Source organism: Daeguia caeni (assembly GCF_042653845.1).
Lineage (GTDB): Bacteria > Pseudomonadota > Alphaproteobacteria > Rhizobiales > Rhizobiaceae > Brucella > Brucella caeni.
The window spans coordinates 151,164-166,047 of record NZ_JBHSEL010000001.1 but is presented as its reverse complement, the minus strand read 5'-3'; the positions used below and the strand labels follow the sequence as shown (position 1 = coordinate 166,047).

Below are 14,884 nucleotides of genomic sequence, written 5' to 3'. Positions count from 1 at the left end.
TCTGGAAGGTTTGATTCAATGAAGTTTCTCGATCAGGCGAAAATCTATATCCGCTCCGGAAATGGCGGAGCTGGGGCGGTTTCGTTCCGCCGTGAGAAATTTCTTGAGTTCGGCGGCCCGGATGGGGGCGACGGCGGACGCGGAGGCGATGTCTGGGTTGAGGCCGTGGAAGGGCTCAACACGCTGATTGACTATCGCTATCAGCAGCATTTCTTTGCCAAGACCGGCATGCATGGCATGGGCCGCAACATGACCGGGGCAAAGGGAGCGGATGTGGTGCTGAAAGTGCCGGTGGGCACGCAGGTTTTCGAGGAAGACAATGAGACGCTGATCTGTGACCTCACCGAGGTTGGCCAGCGTTTCCGTCTGGCCAAGGGTGGCAATGGCGGCTTTGGCAATCTGCATTTCACGACCTCGACCAATCGCGCGCCGCGTCATGCCAATCCGGGGCAGGAAGGGGTTGAACGCACGATCTGGCTGCGCTTGAAGCTCATTGCCGATGCGGGTCTCGTTGGTCTGCCCAATGCGGGCAAGTCAACCTTCCTTGCGAGTGTGACTGCGGCCAAGCCGAAGATTGCCGATTATCCGTTTACCACGCTGCATCCCAATCTGGGTGTTGCGCGGGTTGACGGACGTGAATTCGTCATCGCCGACATTCCGGGGTTGATCGAAGGAGCAAGCGAAGGCGTTGGTCTTGGCGTTCGCTTCCTCGGCCATGTTGAGCGCACGCGCGTGCTGCTGCATCTGGTTTCGGCGCAGGAAGAAGATGTCGCCAGGGCATACAGGATCATCCGTGGTGAACTGGAAGCCTATGAACATGGGCTGGCCGATAAGCCGGAAATCGTCGCCCTGTCGCAGATCGATACGCTTGATGCGGAGGCACGCAAGGAAAAGGTGAAGGCGCTGAAAAAGGCGTGTGGCCGCGATCCGCTGCTGTTGTCGGCGGTAAGCCATGAAGGGCTGAATGATGCCTTGCGCCAGCTTGCGCGCGTGATTGATCTGAGCCGCGCGGAAGAAGCGGGTGAGACTGCGGGCGAAGAATAAATCAGCGCGCGGCGAGGGAATGAAACAATGCTGAAAAAACTAAAAGAATACCGCCGCATCGTTGTCAAGATTGGTTCTGCTCTTCTGGTTGATCGCAACAAGGGGCTGAAAACCGAATGGCTGGAAAGCCTGGGGCAAGATATCGCCACGCTGCATCATGCTGGTGTTGAGGTTCTGGTGGTGTCTTCCGGTGCGATCGCGCTGGGGCGAACTGTGCTTGGCCTGCCGAAAAAGGCGCTGAAGCTTGAGGAAAGCCAGGCGGCAGCGGCGGCTGGACAGATTGCGCTGGCAAAGGCCTATGCCGATGTGCTTGGCGGCCACGGCATCAAGTCCGGCCAGATTCTGGTGACGCTTTCAGATACGGAAGAACGACGCCGCTATCTCAATGCGCGCGCCACGATCGAGACATTGCTGAAGCTGAAGGCGATTCCGGTCATCAATGAGAATGATACGGTTGCGACATCCGAAATCCGCTATGGCGACAATGATCGACTTGCCGCGCGTGTTGCGACCATGATGGGTGCGGATCTTCTGATCCTGCTGTCGGATATTGACGGGCTTTATACGGCTCCGCCACACAAGAATCCGGATGCGCAATTCCTGCCGCTGGTTGAAACCATCACGCCGGCGATTGAGGCCATGGCAGGGGCTGCTGCGTCGGAACTGTCGCGCGGTGGCATGAAGACCAAGCTGGATGCAGGCAAGATTGCCAATGCGGCCGGAACGGCGATGATCATTACCTCTGGCGTGCGCATGGGGCCGCTTTCGGCGATCGATCGCGGCGAGAGGGCAACCCTGTTTGAAGCCTCACGCACACCGGTCAATGCATGGAAAACCTGGATCTCCGGCAATCTTGAGCCGGCAGGGCGATTGGTGGTCGATGCAGGTGCGGTGCGAGCACTCAAATCCGGCAAGTCATTGCTGCCTGCCGGCGTCCGGGAAATTGAAGGGCATTTTGAACGCGGTGACACTGTCGCGGTTCTCAATGAAGACGGTATCGAAATTGCGCGCGGGCTGATTGCCTATGACGCGGATGATGCCCGCAAAATTGCCGGGCACAAGAGCGATGAGATCAGCGCCATTCTTGGCTATGATGCGCGCAGCGCCATGATCCATCGCAATGATCTCGTGGTGCGCGGCTCTGCCGTCAGCAACGAGACAGTTGAGGCATAGGGGATGGCAATGCTGAACAAGGTGGATGAAGCAGGCAATATAGCGGAAGTCATGGCGGAAGTAGGCCGCAGGGCCAAGGCTGCCGCTGCTCCACTTGCCATTGCCAGTACGGAACAGAAGAACAGGGCTCTGTTTGCTGGTGCCGATGCAGTGCTTGCAAGCCGCGATGCGATCCTTGCGGCCAATCAGCTTGATCTCGACAACGCGGCAAAAGCCGGCATGGCGGCTTCTTTCATCGATCGTCTGAAGCTGGATGACAAGCGGCTTGAAGCGATTGCCGAAGGCATCCGCGCCATTGCGGCGCTGCCTGATCCTGTTGGGGAAGTGATCGCCGCATGGGATCGCCCGAATGGGCTGCACATTGAGCGCGTGCGCACGCCGCTTGGCGTGATTGGCGTCATTTATGAAAGCCGCCCGAATGTGACGGCCGATGCCGGTGCGCTTTGCCTGAAGGCAGGCAATGCCGTGATCCTGCGCGGGGGATCGGATTCGATCCATTCCTCGCAAGCCATTCACAAGGCGCTGGTCAAGGGGCTTGAGGCAGGCGACCTGCCGGTGGATGCGATCCAGATCGTGCCGGTGACCGACCGCGCGGCCGTTGGCGAAATGCTCAAGGGGCTTGATGGCGCCATTGATGTGATCGTTCCGCGTGGCGGCAAGAGTCTTGTTGCGCGGGTGCAGTCGGAAGCGCGCGTGCCGGTTTTTGCGCATCTGGAAGGTATCTGCCATCTCTATATCGACAAGACGGCTGATCTTGAAATGGCGCGCAAGATTGCGCTTAACGCCAAGATGCGTCGCACCGGCATTTGCGGCGCGACCGAAACGCTGCTGGTTGACCGCGCTGCGGCTGCGACTCATCTCGTGCCGGTACTGGACGATCTTGCCGCTAGCGGCTGCGAAATCCGCGCCAGCGAAGAGGTGAAGGCGCTTTATCCGTCTGCCAGGCTGGCAGAAGAAGCAGACTGGTCAACGGAATATCTTGATGCAATCATTTCGGTGAAACTGGTTGATGGTGTCGGTGGTGCGATTGCACATATCGGCCAATATTCCTCGCATCATACCGAGGCGATCATTGCGGAAGATGCCGATGCGGTTGCGCGTTTCTTCAACGAGATTGACTCGGCCATTCTGCTGCACAATGCTTCAACGCAATTTGCCGATGGCGGCGAGTTTGGTATGGGTGCGGAAATCGGCATTGCGACCGGCAAGATGCATGCGCGTGGGCCGGTTGGCGTCGAGCAATTGACCTCTTTCAAATATTGCGTGCGCGGTAATGGTCAGACGCGGCCGGTTTAGGGTGGGAACAGCGTGATGTCACTTTCCCAGTTCCGGGGCATGTCCTGATGCGGTTCGGCTTTGGGCTTCCGGCGTTATTGCAGCGCTATCCGGGTGTTGCGGCACATTATCTGCGCATGCCGCATGTCGAAAAGGGCATGACGGTCGGCCTGTTTGGCGGTTCATTCAATCCGCCGCATGCGGGGCATGCGCTGGTGGCGGAAATCGCCTTGCGCCGGCTGCGGCTTGATCAGCTGTGGTGGATGGTGACGCCAGGCAATCCGCTCAAGGATCCGCGTGATCTGGCGCCCCTGGCCGAGCGCATTCGTCTGAGCGAGGCCATTGCCCGTGATCCGCGCATCAAGGTAACGGCGCTGGAGGCGGCATTCGATGTGCATTATACTGCTGATACGCTGGCGCTGATCAAGGCTGCCAATCCGGGTGTGCATTTTGTCTGGATCATGGGTGCCGACAATCTGGCCTCGTTCCATCGCTGGCAGCGCTGGGATGACATTGCCGCACATTTTCCGATTGCGGTGATCGACCGTCCAGGCTCGACATTGTCCTGTCTTTCGTCACGCATGGCGCAGACATTTGCAAGAGGCCGTGTGGATGAACGCTTGGCACCTTCGCTTGCACGCCGGTCGCCGCCAGCCTGGACGTTCATTCACGGACCCCGTTCATCACTGTCATCGAGCGCGATCCGCAAGGGCCGCACATGATATTGATGGAGTTCCTGTCTGATTCCACCAAATATATGTGGCAGAGTATGGAAATTTAAAAAAGTGATTGGTCTGACAGTGACAGATCTCTTGAAACAAAAAGGGGACTCTGCCTATCATTATCGCGTGCGGTGCCTGCAACTGCCGCATAGCGTTGTTCTTGTTAGAAAGGGAAGACACTGAGAACAGCAGTTCAGAAGAAGGCTCAGATCAGGCCTTCATCGGTCAGGATGGACGAGAAGGATCTCGTGTCCCGGACCATTGACGCGGCCTTGGCCAGTCTGGAAGCCTCCAAGGCGGAAGCCATCATCCCCATCGACATTCGTGGAAGGTCCTCGATCGGCGATTACATGATCGTCGCATCCGGTCGTTCGCATCGCCATGTTTCGGCGGTTGCGGATCACCTGTTGCGTGCGCTTCATGCCATCGGCTGCAAGGATATCCGGGTTGAAGGCCTCGACAGTGGCGATTGGGTGCTCATTGATACTGGCGATGTCATCATCCATATCTTCCGGCCGGAAGTCCGCGACTTCTACAATCTCGAGAAGATCTGGCTGAATGACGATTTCGACGCAGATCATGCGTCGGAAACGATGCATTGACGCGCATCCCGAAAAGTGTATGGCGGTTTCGGACAAGGTGCGGGGTGACAGAATAAAGCGCCGATCTGATTGACCAGATCGGAAAATGCCAATGCGCCGTCTGCTCTGCCTGGCAGTCTGGTTATAACCTGCCGAGGTTTCGTGGCAGCGTGGATGAAGACTGAGACATGCGGCATTGATCCGGCCTTGTGGCGGAAAAGGCGTGCCATTGAGCGGTTCAGAGTTTCCATGAAAATCTGAATTGCCATAACGTGTTGTTTTGCAGTTCCGGACGGAAAACCGGTTCCCGTTTTCCTGGAACTGCTTTAGCTGCCGGGTAGAGGGCGTCATGCGTGTGAGCGTATTTGCCGTGGGCCGGATGAAGGCTGGCCCCGAACGGGAATTGGTCGAGCGTTATTTTGACCGTTTTGCCAAGGCTGGCCCGCCCTTGGGGCTGGAATTTGCCGGTGTGAGCGAGATTGCGGAAAGCCGCGGCCAAACGGCGGAATTACGCAAGGCCGAGGAATCCGCACGCATCCATGAAGCGCTGGACAATGGTGCGGCACTGATCCTGCTTGATGAACGCGGCAAGGCACTGGGCTCGGAGGCCTTTGCCGAACGGATCGGTCGCATGCGCGACGAGGGCAGACGGCAGCTCATTGTCGCCATTGGCGGCCCGGATGGGCACGACCCCAGTCTGCGCGCGCGCGCGGATCTGGTTCTGGCGCTGGGCGCCCTGACCTGGCCGCATCAGATTGCGCGTATTCTGATTGCCGAACAGCTTTACCGCGCTGCGACCATTCTGGCGGGGCATCCCTATCATCGCTCATGATGCCTGAAACTGGTTATGGTTGATCATTCGTTAACGGGTTCAGACTAGTCTTGTCGCGAATTTGACCAGATTGGCTGGAATAAGCGTTTCATGTTCCTTGCTTGCATGTGTTCCCGGCGGACAATACCGGCCTTGTTGTGCGCAGCCTTGCTGACTGGCGCGGCGGCAGGTTGTGTCGTGCAGGCGCAGGCGCAGGATGCCTTGAAGCTGGAACGCGATCAGGCGGCACAGGAATATGAAAAACTGAACAGTGAGCTTGTCGTCACCAGCGACCGGCTGAAACAGCTCGAGGCAGAGGTTGCGGCGCTGAAAAAAGATCAGGCGACGATTTCCGCTGCGCTCATCCAGTCTGCCAAGACCGACAAGAAGCTGGAGCAGGATATTGCTGCGATTACTGACAGGCTGGTGATGCTGCGTGAGCAGGAGGATGGCATCCGCATTTCGCTGCGTGCGCGGCGTGGCGTGCTGGCCGAGGTGCTGGCGGCCTTGCAGCGCATGGGGCTGAACCCGCCGCCTGCGCTTCTGGTGCGGCCCGACGATGCGCTGGCGTCGGTACGCAGCGCCGTTCTGCTTGGCGCAGTGGTGCCGGAAATGCGCCAGAATGTCGAGGAACTGGCCGATGATCTGCAGGAAATGCAGCGTCTGACCACCTCGATTGCGGAAGAACAGCAAAAACTGGTTGCAACGCGCACTGCCCAGGCTGAAGAGCGACAGCGCCAGTCATTGCTGCTGGAAGAAAAGAAGAAATTGCAGACGCAGTCCGAGCAGGAGATTGCGGCACAGCGCAAGTGCTCGGAAGAACTTGCCGCGCGGGCTGGCAGTCTGAAGGATCTGATCGCCTCGCTCGACGAGGAAATGGCAGGTGTAAGGGCGGCAGCCGATGCGGCACGCAAGGCGGAAGCCGAGCGCCTGGCAAAGGCCCGCGAGCGGGCAGGCGAACTGCAGCCCTCATCTGACGGATTGCTGGCGCAGCTTGATCTGGAAGCCCTCAAGGGACAGCTTGCCTTGCCAGCATCGGGAAAAATTGTCCGCAAATTTGGTGACAAGGATGGTGTTGGCGGCACAATGATGGGGCAGGTGTTGGAAACTCTGCCGTCTGCCACGATTACGTCACCTTCTGATGGCGTGGTGTTATATGCGGGCAAATTCAGATCATACGGCCAGCTCTTGATCCTCGATGCTGGCAATGGCTATCATGTCGTGCTGGCCGGTATGGGGCGAATCGATGCGGTACAGGGGCAATTTGTTCTTGCTGGCGAGCCGGTGGGCACAATGGGTGAAAAACTTCTTGCCAGCGTAGCGCCAATTGATGTGGGCAGCGGTGCGCCATTGCTCTACATTGAGTTTCGAAAAGATGGAAAACCCGTGGATCCGGCCCCGTGGTGGTCTGCACGGCTTTCTGGAAGGACACAAGATGATACGTAAACTGTCGCTGCTGTTTGCCGGTGCCCTGATGGGTGCTTCGGCGATGGTGATGGTTCAGGGCGCACCGGCATCGAGCGCGTTCGCTGCTGCGAAAGATAGTGATGTCTATAAGCAGCTGTCGCTGCTTGGCGATATTTTTGAGCGGGTGCGCTCGCAATATGTGACGCCGCCGGATGACAAGAAGCTGATCGAAAGCGCCATCAACGGCATGCTGACCTCGCTTGATCCGCATTCTTCCTATCTCGACCCGGAAGCCGCCCAGGACATGCGCGTGCAGACCAAGGGTGAGTTTGGCGGCCTTGGCATTGAAGTCACCATGGAAAATGATGCCGTCAAGGTGATCGCGCCGATTGATGATACGCCGGCGTCCAAGGCTGGCGTTCTGGCTGGCGATCTGATCACCAAGATCAATGGCGAGGAAGTGCGAGGCCTGACGCTGAATGATGCCGTCGACAAGATGCGCGGCCAGGTCGGCACGGATGTGGAACTGACCATTACGCGCCCTGGCGCGGAAAAGCCGATCACGCTGAAGATCACCCGCGCGGTGATCAAGGTCAAGGCGGTGCGTTCGCGCATCGAGAATGATGTCGGCTATCTGCGGGTGATCTCGTTTACCGAACAGACGACGGATGATCTGAAAAAGGCCATCCAGGACATTCAGTCAAAAGTGCCGGAAGACAAGCTCAAGGGCTATATCCTTGACCTGCGCCTCAATCCGGGTGGACTGCTGGATCAGGCCGTTGCCGTTTCCGATGTCTTCCTTGATCGTGGTGAAGTGGTCTCGACTCGTGGCCGTGATCCGGAAGACATTACCCGTTTTGACGCCCACAAGGGTGACCTGACCAATGGCAAGCCGATCATCGTGCTGATCAATGGCGGTTCGGCCAGTGCGTCGGAAATCGTTGCCGGTGCGCTGCAGGATCATCGCCGTGCTACGATCCTCGGCACGCAATCCTTCGGCAAGGGCTCGGTGCAGACCATCATTCCGCTTGGCGAAAATGGCTCGCTGCGTCTGACCACGGCGCTTTATTACACGCCGTCGGGCAAGTCGATCCAGGGCAAGGGCATCACGCCGGATATCAAGGTCGAGCAGCCGTTGCCGCCTGAACTGCAGGGCAAGGATGTGGTGCGTGGCGAATCCGAGCTGAAGGGCCATATCAAGGGCGCGGCAGAGGATGAAGAGGGCTCCGGTTCTGCAGCCTATGTTCCGGCTGATCCGGCCAAGGATTTGCAGCTGAACGAGGCGCTGAAACTTCTGCGCGGTGAAGTGGCCAATGCAGCCTTTCCGCCAGACCCGAAAAAGGGTGTTCTGAACTAGAGCATTCGCCTCGACGGCGGGAACCGGTTTTGGGACGGATAAGTGCTCCAGCCTGCCTGACCATGACCAAAGCATGATAAACCGGAAAAGGCGGAAGCTTCGGCTTTCGCCTTTTTGCTTGTTCACTTCGGTTGTTGGCGCACCTGGTCAACAAGCTCGAATTTCATGTCGGTCGATGTCATAGAGTCGTAATATGAATCGTGTTGAATAGGCTGTTTTCGCTGGTTATCAGTGACAGTCAGAATTGTTTCTTCGGAGAATAGAATGTCCAAGCTCAAACATCCGGTTGATCCCGAAAGCCTGCCTTACCGTCCCTGTGTTGGGGTGATGGTGCTCAACAGGGACGGGATGGTCTGGGTGGGGCGACGCATCCCGGAACCGGACGGTGAGATGGAAGGACAGAGCAAGCTGTGGCAGATGCCGCAGGGGGGGATCGATGAGGGGGAAGAGCCGCAAAGTGCTGCCTTGCGCGAGCTTTATGAGGAAACCGGCATAAAATCGGTTTCGCTGATCGATCAGACACCGGGCTGGATCTATTATGACCTGCCGGCGCATCTGGTGGGCGTGGCCCTGAAAGGCAAATATCGCGGGCAGAAGCAGAAATGGTTTGCCTATCGTTTTGAGGGTGATGAAAGCGAGATCGCGATCAATCCGCCGCCCGGGGGGCATATGGCCGAGTTTGACTGCTGGGAGTGGAAGCCGATGCAGGAGCTGCCGGAACTGATCGTGCCATTCAAGCGCAAGGTCTATGACGCTGTTGTCGCCGCATTCCGCCATCTGGCGCCATGATTTTGCATATCTTCCGCTGATGCCACTTGTAAGTGACGCAAACTTGTAGTCAAAATTGCGCGAGCCGCGTAAAGGGGCGCGGCTTGTGTGGGAGATAAATCGTGGAAATCGGAAGTCTCATAGTCTTTCTGTTTGTCGGCCTCATTGCCGGTTGGCTGGCGGGCAAGGTGGTGCAGGGCGGTGGTTTCGGCCTGATCGGCAATATTGTCGTCGGCGTCATCGGTGCCTTTTTTGCCGGCTGGCTGTTGCCACGTCTTGGCTTTTCCGTTGGCGGCGGTATTATGTCTTCTATCGTCAACGCATTTATCGGCGCAGCGATCCTGCTGATCATTATCAGAATCATCAAACGCGTCTGACATTGCATAACTTGACCCGGTCATAACGCGCCGGGTTTTTCAATTCACGATCATGACACCGAAATCCAATCTGTCGCTTGGACTCGTACTCACAGCGTCTGCGGGGTGCGTAGACGCGGTTGCCTTTCTGCAGCTGGGAGGCTTCTTTGCTTCCTTCGTCAGCGGCAACACGACCCAGCTTGGTGCGGCCATTGCAGGCCAGCCCAATCTTCTGGGTGAAGTGATGATCGCGCTGCCCCTGGCGTTGGTCACATTGTTTTTCATTGGTGGTGTGGTTGGAACCTTGGTGGTGCGTCGCAATGGCAAGAGGGGCAGCCTTGCAATCATGACAACAGTGGCGCTGACGCTTGTTGTCGTCAGTCTGCTGCGTCTGAAAGGTGCGCTTATCGTCCAGCCGGTTCTGCTGCTTGCTGCGGCCATGGGCGCGCAAAATGCCGCCGTCCAGCCGATCGGCGCGGCGCGCCTGGGTGTTACCTATGTGACCGGAACCCTGTTCAACGCCGCTGCCGATTTTGCCGGCTCCATTCGCGGTGAGGTGCCGAAATGGCGCTGGCTACAGCATATTGCCGTCTGGACGGCCATGATGGTCGGCGCGATCGTTGGCGGGTTCAGCCATTGGTTGTTCGGACTTTATGCCCTGCTGCTTCCTGCTGCGGCGATCTTCATCGTCATGCTCATCTTCCGGCGGATGTAGGCAGGCTTCATCCTGAATATGTGCATCGGATCATTCCCGAGGCAGGCCGCTGCCTTGGGGTTCTGCTCCAACACATTGTTATTTCGCAGTTCCGGACGGAAAACCGGTTCCACTTCCTGGAGCTGCTTTATGCAAACAGCGATTTTTCATTTTCGACCAGTTCAGAAATCAGTGCTGAAATGGCGGTCACACGGCGCAATGTGCGCGCTGATTCATGATAGGTCAGCCAGTATGAGCGCCGGATGACGCGGTCTGGCAGGACTGGGATCAGATCAGGATCGGCACGTGCAATGAATGAATGCAGAATGCCGATGCCGCCGCCTGCGCGCACCGCTTCCATCTGGCCAAGTGTACTGGAGATTTCAAAATCCGGTTTCCAGTCGCGGCTGATTTCCGAAGCATAGGCGAGGGATGGCGTGACGACCAGATCCTCCACATAGCCGATCAGGCGATGATTGCCGAGTTCTTCTACGCTTTGCGGCGTTCCATTGGCTTCGAGATAGGAGCGATGTGCAAACAGCGCCAGAGTATAATCAACCAGCTTGCGTGCAATCAGCCTGCCCTGTTCGGGGCGTTCGACCGTGATGGCAATGTCTGCTTCGCGCCGCGACAGTGAGAATGAGCGCGGCACGGGAACGAGCTGGATGATCAGATCGGGATATTGCTGCGTCAGCCGCGCCAGGCGCGGCGCCAGAAAATTCACGCCAAAGCCATCCGGCGTACCGATGCGCACCGTGCCGGAAATGGCAATGTCGGCATTGCCGATCTGCGCGCGCGCAGCCAGCATTTCCGTTTCCATGCGTTCGGCTGCAAGCAGGAATTCTTCGCCTGCCTGGGTCAGGGTGGTGCCGCTGGTGCGCCTTGTCAGCAGGGTCGTGGAAAGGGCAGCCTCCAGCGCAGACAGTCTGCGCGCGACTGTGGTGTGGTTAAGTCCCAATCGCTTGGCGGCGCCCAATATCTGGCCGGAACGTGCGACGGCGAGAAAAATGCGAATATCATCCCAGTTCATGGATCTTCATTACGCTATTTCTTGCACAACGGATACGATTTTTCGATTGTTGCGGGAATGAATTTGCAGAGTCAAAGTGGCACTCAGGCTGGGAGCCGCAAATCAGGCTTCCGCGCAAGTTCATCTACAGGGAGAACTTCGATGGCGATCGTAGGACATTTTATCGGCGGCAAGCATGTGCCGGGCAAGAGCGGCCGTCTGGCCGACGTCTATCAGCCGCTGGACGGCACGGTTAAGGATCAGGTTGCGCTGGCAACCAAGGAAGAAGTACGGGCAGCAGTCGAAAACGCCAAGGCTGCACAGCCTGCCTGGGCAGCGGTCAACCCGCAGCGCCGCGTCCGTGTCCTGCGCAAGTTCATCGAGCTGGTCGAAGCCGAATATGACAGCCTGGCCGAATTGCTGGCGCGTGAACATGGCAAGACCATTCCGGACGCCAAGGGCGATATTCAGCGCGGTCTGGAAGTGATCGAGGTCTGCCTTGGTGCGGCACACATGCTCAAGGGCGAGTTCACCGACAATGCCGGCACGGGCATTGATGTCTATTCCATGCGTCAGCCGCTTGGCGTTGTTGCCGGCATCACCCCGTTCAATTTCCCGGCCATGATTCCGCTGTGGAAGGCTGGCCCTGCCATTGCTTCGGGTAACGCCTTCATCCTGAAGCCATCCGAACGCGATCCGGGCGTACCGATGCGTCTGGCCGAACTGTTCATCGAAGCTGGTTTGCCGGCTGGCATCTTCAACGTCGTCAATGGCGACAAGGAAGCCGTTGATGCGCTTCTGGATGATGAGGATGTCAAGGCGATCGGTTTTGTCGGTTCCACGCCGATTGCCCAGTACATCTATGCCCGCGGTTGTGCCAATGGCAAGCGCGTACAGTGCTTTGGCGGCGCGAAGAACCATCTTCTCATCATGCCGGACGCCGACATGGATCAGACCGTCGATGCGCTTATCGGTGCAGGTTACGGTTCGGCTGGCGAACGCTGCATGGCGATCTCGGTTGCCGTTCCGGTTGGTGAAGACACCGCCAACCGCCTGATGGAAAAGCTGATCCCGCGCGTTGAAGCGCTGCGGGTTGGCCCATCGACCGACCCCAAGGCCGATTTTGGCCCACTGGTCACCAAGGCTGCGCTTGACCGTGTCCGCGGCTATGTCGATCTTGGCGTTGAGGAAGGTGCCAAGCTCGTCGTTGACGGCCGTAACTTCAAGCTGCAGGGCTATGAAAACGGTTTCTATATCGGCGGCTGCCTGTTCGACCATGTAACGCCGGACATGCGCATCTATAAGGAAGAAATCTTCGGTCCGGTTCTCTCGGTTGTCCGCGCCAGGAATTATGAGGAAGCGCTCGCCCTGCCGAACGAGCATGAATATGGCAATGGCGTTGCCATCTTCACCCGTGACGGCGATGCAGCACGCGACTTCGCAAACCGTGTTCAGGCTGGCATGGTTGGCATCAATGTGCCGATCCCGGTTCCGATTGCCTACTATACCTTCGGTGGCTGGAAGGCCTCGGCCTTTGGTGACCTCAACCAGCATGGCCCGGATGCCTTCCGCTTCTACACCAAGACCAAGACGGTTACTTCGCGCTGGCCGTCGGGTATCAAGGATGGTGCCGAATTCGTCATTCCGACGATGAAATAAGCCGAACGCCTGATCAAACGAACGCCCCCGCCATTGCCGGGGGCGTTTTCATATCCAGCCTTGCGCAGGATGGCCTGGAGCAGCTTCAGGAAAATAGGAACCGGCTTTCCGTCCGGAACTGCGCAATAACAACGCTCCCTTGCAACCGATGTTTCTGCACCTTGCAGGCCTCGGTCTAATGCAGATATTGCCCATTGTGGGGCATGGGCTTTGCCTGGGTTTCGGAACCTGATGAGGCGACTTCAATACGGTTGCGGCCGCTTGCCTTGGCACGGTACAGCGCCGTGTCGGCGCGGCGCATGATGCTCTCAAAGGTCAGATCATTGTTGATCCTGGCAAGGCCGATGGAGACTGTAACCTTCAGATCAGACGTGCCCATCCTGAACCGGGCATGTTCAACGTCACGGCGGATTTTTTCTGCCACCTCCCAGGCCGTGTCAATATCGGAAAAGATGATGGCGAATTCCTCGCCGCCAATGCGTGCAATCAGCTTCATGGCATTGTGATGGCCGGCAAACAGGCTGGCCAGACGCATGAGAACCTGATCGCCTGCCTCGTGACCATAAAGGTCATTGATGGATTTGAAATTGTCGATATCAAGCGTTGCAATGACAAAGTCATGGTTCTGCCGGCGCGCCTGACTGAACAGCGACTTGCCATATTCGGTAAAAGCTCTCCGGTTGGGCAGGCTGGTGAGATAGTCCGTCGAGGCGGCGCGCTCAAGCTGCCTGCGCAGATGGTCGGAGCACATGAGAAGGAAGGCGGTTGTGCCGACCACGGGCAGAAGCGCCAGAAAGATCGGGGTGAAAATATTCAGCCAGTGCATATTGCTTGCGATGGTGTAGTTCGGCGGAATGCGGAGCGTTTCATAGGCAATCGCCCGCAGCGCGACATAGATGATGGCAATGCAGAATATGCTGGCCAGGATCTTGCGACTGAACGAGGGATCGCTGCGGCTGCGCTCGAACAATATATGGGCAGATGCCCCCAGCGGAAATATCCAGATGCTTGAAACCAGTACGGTGCGGATTTTGAAACTCGGATAGATGTTGGTGAAAAAGATGACGATGGCAATCGTCAACAGTGTCGGCAACAAGTACCATCTGCTTATGGGCAGATCGAAAAACCGGCGTATTGCAATGTAAAGCGCCGTAATGCCCAGGACAATCAGCCCATTGGCCAGCACCAGTATCAGGTTTTGCGGCAGATAGGGAATGCAGATGACGCTCGCGCAACTCGTGGCAAACAGAACGACGCCGCATTGCCAGAAAGTGGCAGAAGGCCGCAAGGACGCTGGAAGCTCACGCGAGACAATGGCCAGAACCATTCCGTTGGCAAGCATCATGAATGACATGCACGCAAACAGGATTCCAACTTGTATTTCCATGATGCCCGATGCCTAGGGTTTGATTAAAGTTTGCTTTTAATGCCAAGCATGAATATTATCTATCCGATAATATTAATTGTGACGATTTTATAGCTTTTATTAAAATTCCATAATCCAATCACATTTTTTTAATCTTTTGTTTTGATTGAGAAATTCTGCAGACGCCATTTCATCTTGCACGGTGCGGGGATTGGCTGGCCATGGCGCCTGGAAATATCAAATCGCCATGCGATGTTTCAATTTTTCTTGCGCAAAATCGCAACCCACGTGATGCTGTCGCAATTCGGCCAGGCGAGTCGCCGCCGCAGGGAACGACATCATGAATGAGCGTAAGCGATCAGGGGCCAGCCCCCATGAAGTTGCAAGCGATGCTTCTGCTGACGGCACGTACAGGCATGATTTTCGGGATGCGGACCAGCAGGAATCGCGTCGCATACTGGATCTTGTGCAAAGAGAGGCATTCGGGCTGGAAGCAATGTCTCGACATACGATGAAACGCATGGCACAGCATATCACTGTAGGCGATGCAAACGCCGAGGATGCGGTTGAACTGTGGTCGGCCCGCATCGGGCGCGCGCTTGGTCTGATCGTTTCTCTGGCCATTATGGGCTGGCTACTTTTTCATTTACTGCAAAGCTAGG

Annotated in this window: 15 protein-coding genes; 13 read left to right on the top strand and 2 right to left on the bottom strand. The window is 57.1% G+C overall.

Annotated features, from left to right (window positions below; translation table 11 throughout):
* Positions 1 to 18: 18 nt before the first annotated feature.
* The 11 genes from obgE (at position 19) to ACFO1V_RS00730 (ending at position 10,209) form a co-directional block, all read left to right on the top strand.
* Positions 19 to 1,044: a GTPase ObgE gene (gene obgE, locus ACFO1V_RS00780; protein ID WP_374829722.1), complete on the top strand. Its 1,026-nt coding sequence runs from the start codon at positions 19 to 21 to the stop codon at positions 1,042 to 1,044.
* Positions 1,045 to 1,071: 27 nt separating this feature from the next.
* Positions 1,072 to 2,217 carry a glutamate 5-kinase gene (proB, locus tag ACFO1V_RS00775; protein ID WP_374829724.1) on the top strand — a complete coding sequence of 382 codons (1,146 nt, stop codon included), beginning with the start codon at positions 1,072 to 1,074 and terminating at the stop codon, positions 2,215 to 2,217.
* A gap of 9 nt (positions 2,218 to 2,226) precedes the next feature.
* Positions 2,227 to 3,513, top strand: a complete 1,287-nt coding sequence (locus ACFO1V_RS00770; RefSeq protein WP_374829726.1) for a glutamate-5-semialdehyde dehydrogenase — start codon at positions 2,227 to 2,229, stop codon at positions 3,511 to 3,513.
* Between the two features lie 47 nt (positions 3,514 to 3,560).
* Positions 3,561 to 4,214, top strand: a complete 654-nt coding sequence (locus ACFO1V_RS00765) for a nicotinate-nucleotide adenylyltransferase (protein ID WP_374829728.1) — start codon at positions 3,561 to 3,563, stop codon at positions 4,212 to 4,214.
* Between the two features lie 230 nt (positions 4,215 to 4,444).
* A complete protein-coding gene (gene rsfS / locus ACFO1V_RS00760) occupies positions 4,445 to 4,816 on the top strand; it encodes a ribosome silencing factor (protein ID WP_374829730.1) in 372 nt (123 codons plus the stop codon).
* 328 nt (positions 4,817 to 5,144) lie between these two features.
* Positions 5,145 to 5,627 (top strand): 23S rRNA (pseudouridine(1915)-N(3))-methyltransferase RlmH, encoded by a 483-nt coding sequence (gene rlmH / locus ACFO1V_RS00755; RefSeq protein WP_374829732.1) that lies wholly within the window; start codon positions 5,145 to 5,147, stop codon positions 5,625 to 5,627.
* 90 nt (positions 5,628 to 5,717) lie between these two features.
* A complete protein-coding gene (locus ACFO1V_RS00750; protein WP_374829734.1) occupies positions 5,718 to 7,052 on the top strand; it encodes a murein hydrolase activator EnvC family protein in 1,335 nt (444 codons plus the stop codon).
* Positions 7,042 to 8,370 carry a S41 family peptidase gene (locus ACFO1V_RS00745; protein WP_374829736.1) on the top strand — a complete coding sequence of 443 codons (1,329 nt, stop codon included), beginning with the start codon at positions 7,042 to 7,044 and terminating at the stop codon, positions 8,368 to 8,370. Before ACFO1V_RS00750 ends, ACFO1V_RS00745 begins: the two co-directional genes overlap by 11 nt.
* Positions 8,371 to 8,634: 264 nt before the next feature.
* Positions 8,635 to 9,159 carry an RNA pyrophosphohydrolase gene (locus ACFO1V_RS00740; RefSeq protein WP_374829738.1) on the top strand — a complete coding sequence of 175 codons (525 nt, stop codon included), beginning with the start codon at positions 8,635 to 8,637 and terminating at the stop codon, positions 9,157 to 9,159.
* A gap of 101 nt (positions 9,160 to 9,260) precedes the next feature.
* Complete coding sequence (locus ACFO1V_RS00735; protein ID WP_374829740.1) at positions 9,261 to 9,515, top strand: GlsB/YeaQ/YmgE family stress response membrane protein; 255 nt, start codon at positions 9,261 to 9,263, stop codon at positions 9,513 to 9,515.
* A gap of 52 nt (positions 9,516 to 9,567) precedes the next feature.
* Positions 9,568 to 10,209, top strand: a complete 642-nt coding sequence (locus ACFO1V_RS00730) for a YoaK family protein (protein ID WP_374829742.1) — start codon at positions 9,568 to 9,570, stop codon at positions 10,207 to 10,209.
* Between the two features lie 127 nt (positions 10,210 to 10,336).
* On the opposite strand, the gene ACFO1V_RS00725 is transcribed toward ACFO1V_RS00730, so the two are convergent.
* Complete coding sequence (locus tag ACFO1V_RS00725; RefSeq protein ID WP_374829744.1) at positions 10,337 to 11,218, bottom strand: LysR family transcriptional regulator; 882 nt, start codon at positions 11,216 to 11,218, stop codon at positions 10,337 to 10,339.
* Positions 11,219 to 11,359: 141 nt separating this feature from the next.
* Between ACFO1V_RS00725 and ACFO1V_RS00720 the strand changes: the two genes are divergently transcribed.
* A complete protein-coding gene (locus tag ACFO1V_RS00720) occupies positions 11,360 to 12,856 on the top strand; it encodes a CoA-acylating methylmalonate-semialdehyde dehydrogenase (RefSeq protein ID WP_374829746.1) in 1,497 nt (498 codons plus the stop codon).
* A 175-nt stretch (positions 12,857 to 13,031) separates the two neighbouring features.
* Here the strand turns inward: ACFO1V_RS00720 and ACFO1V_RS00715 are convergent, their stop codons facing one another.
* Positions 13,032 to 14,201 (bottom strand): GGDEF domain-containing protein, encoded by a 1,170-nt coding sequence (locus tag ACFO1V_RS00715; RefSeq protein ID WP_374829748.1) that lies wholly within the window; start codon positions 14,199 to 14,201, stop codon positions 13,032 to 13,034.
* A 361-nt stretch (positions 14,202 to 14,562) separates the two neighbouring features.
* Between ACFO1V_RS00715 and ACFO1V_RS00710 the strand changes: the two genes are divergently transcribed.
* Positions 14,563 to 14,883 (top strand): hypothetical protein, encoded by a 321-nt coding sequence (locus ACFO1V_RS00710; RefSeq protein ID WP_374829750.1) that lies wholly within the window; start codon positions 14,563 to 14,565, stop codon positions 14,881 to 14,883.
* The last annotated feature ends 1 nt before the right edge of the window (position 14,884 follow it).

Excerpts from the sequence above, each read along its gene's own strand:
- ACFO1V_RS00745 (WP_374829736.1), top strand. The coding sequence starts at position 7,042 with ATGATACGTAAACTGTCGCTGCTGTTTGCCGGTGCCCTGATGGGTGCT.
- ACFO1V_RS00715 (WP_374829748.1), bottom strand. The coding sequence starts at position 14,201 with ATGATGCTTGCCAACGGAATGGTTCTGGCCATTGTCTCGCGTGAGCTT.
- ACFO1V_RS00765 (WP_374829728.1), top strand. The coding sequence starts at position 3,561 with ATGCGGTTCGGCTTTGGGCTTCCGGCGTTATTGCAGCGCTATCCGGGT.
- ACFO1V_RS00770 (WP_374829726.1), top strand. The coding sequence starts at position 2,227 with ATGCTGAACAAGGTGGATGAAGCAGGCAATATAGCGGAAGTCATGGCG.
- ACFO1V_RS00725 (WP_374829744.1), bottom strand. The coding sequence starts at position 11,218 with ATGAACTGGGATGATATTCGCATTTTTCTCGCCGTCGCACGTTCCGGC.
- ACFO1V_RS00750 (WP_374829734.1), top strand. The coding sequence starts at position 5,718 with ATGTTCCTTGCTTGCATGTGTTCCCGGCGGACAATACCGGCCTTGTTG.
- ACFO1V_RS00720 (WP_374829746.1), top strand. The coding sequence starts at position 11,360 with ATGGCGATCGTAGGACATTTTATCGGCGGCAAGCATGTGCCGGGCAAG.
- proB (WP_374829724.1), top strand. The coding sequence starts at position 1,072 with ATGCTGAAAAAACTAAAAGAATACCGCCGCATCGTTGTCAAGATTGGT.
- obgE (WP_374829722.1), top strand. The coding sequence starts at position 19 with ATGAAGTTTCTCGATCAGGCGAAAATCTATATCCGCTCCGGAAATGGC.
- ACFO1V_RS00730 (WP_374829742.1), top strand. The coding sequence starts at position 9,568 with ATGACACCGAAATCCAATCTGTCGCTTGGACTCGTACTCACAGCGTCT.
- rsfS (WP_374829730.1), top strand. The coding sequence starts at position 4,445 with ATGGACGAGAAGGATCTCGTGTCCCGGACCATTGACGCGGCCTTGGCC.
- ACFO1V_RS00710 (WP_374829750.1), top strand. The coding sequence starts at position 14,563 with ATGAATGAGCGTAAGCGATCAGGGGCCAGCCCCCATGAAGTTGCAAGC.
- ACFO1V_RS00740 (WP_374829738.1), top strand. The coding sequence starts at position 8,635 with ATGTCCAAGCTCAAACATCCGGTTGATCCCGAAAGCCTGCCTTACCGT.
- rlmH (WP_374829732.1), top strand. The coding sequence starts at position 5,145 with ATGCGTGTGAGCGTATTTGCCGTGGGCCGGATGAAGGCTGGCCCCGAA.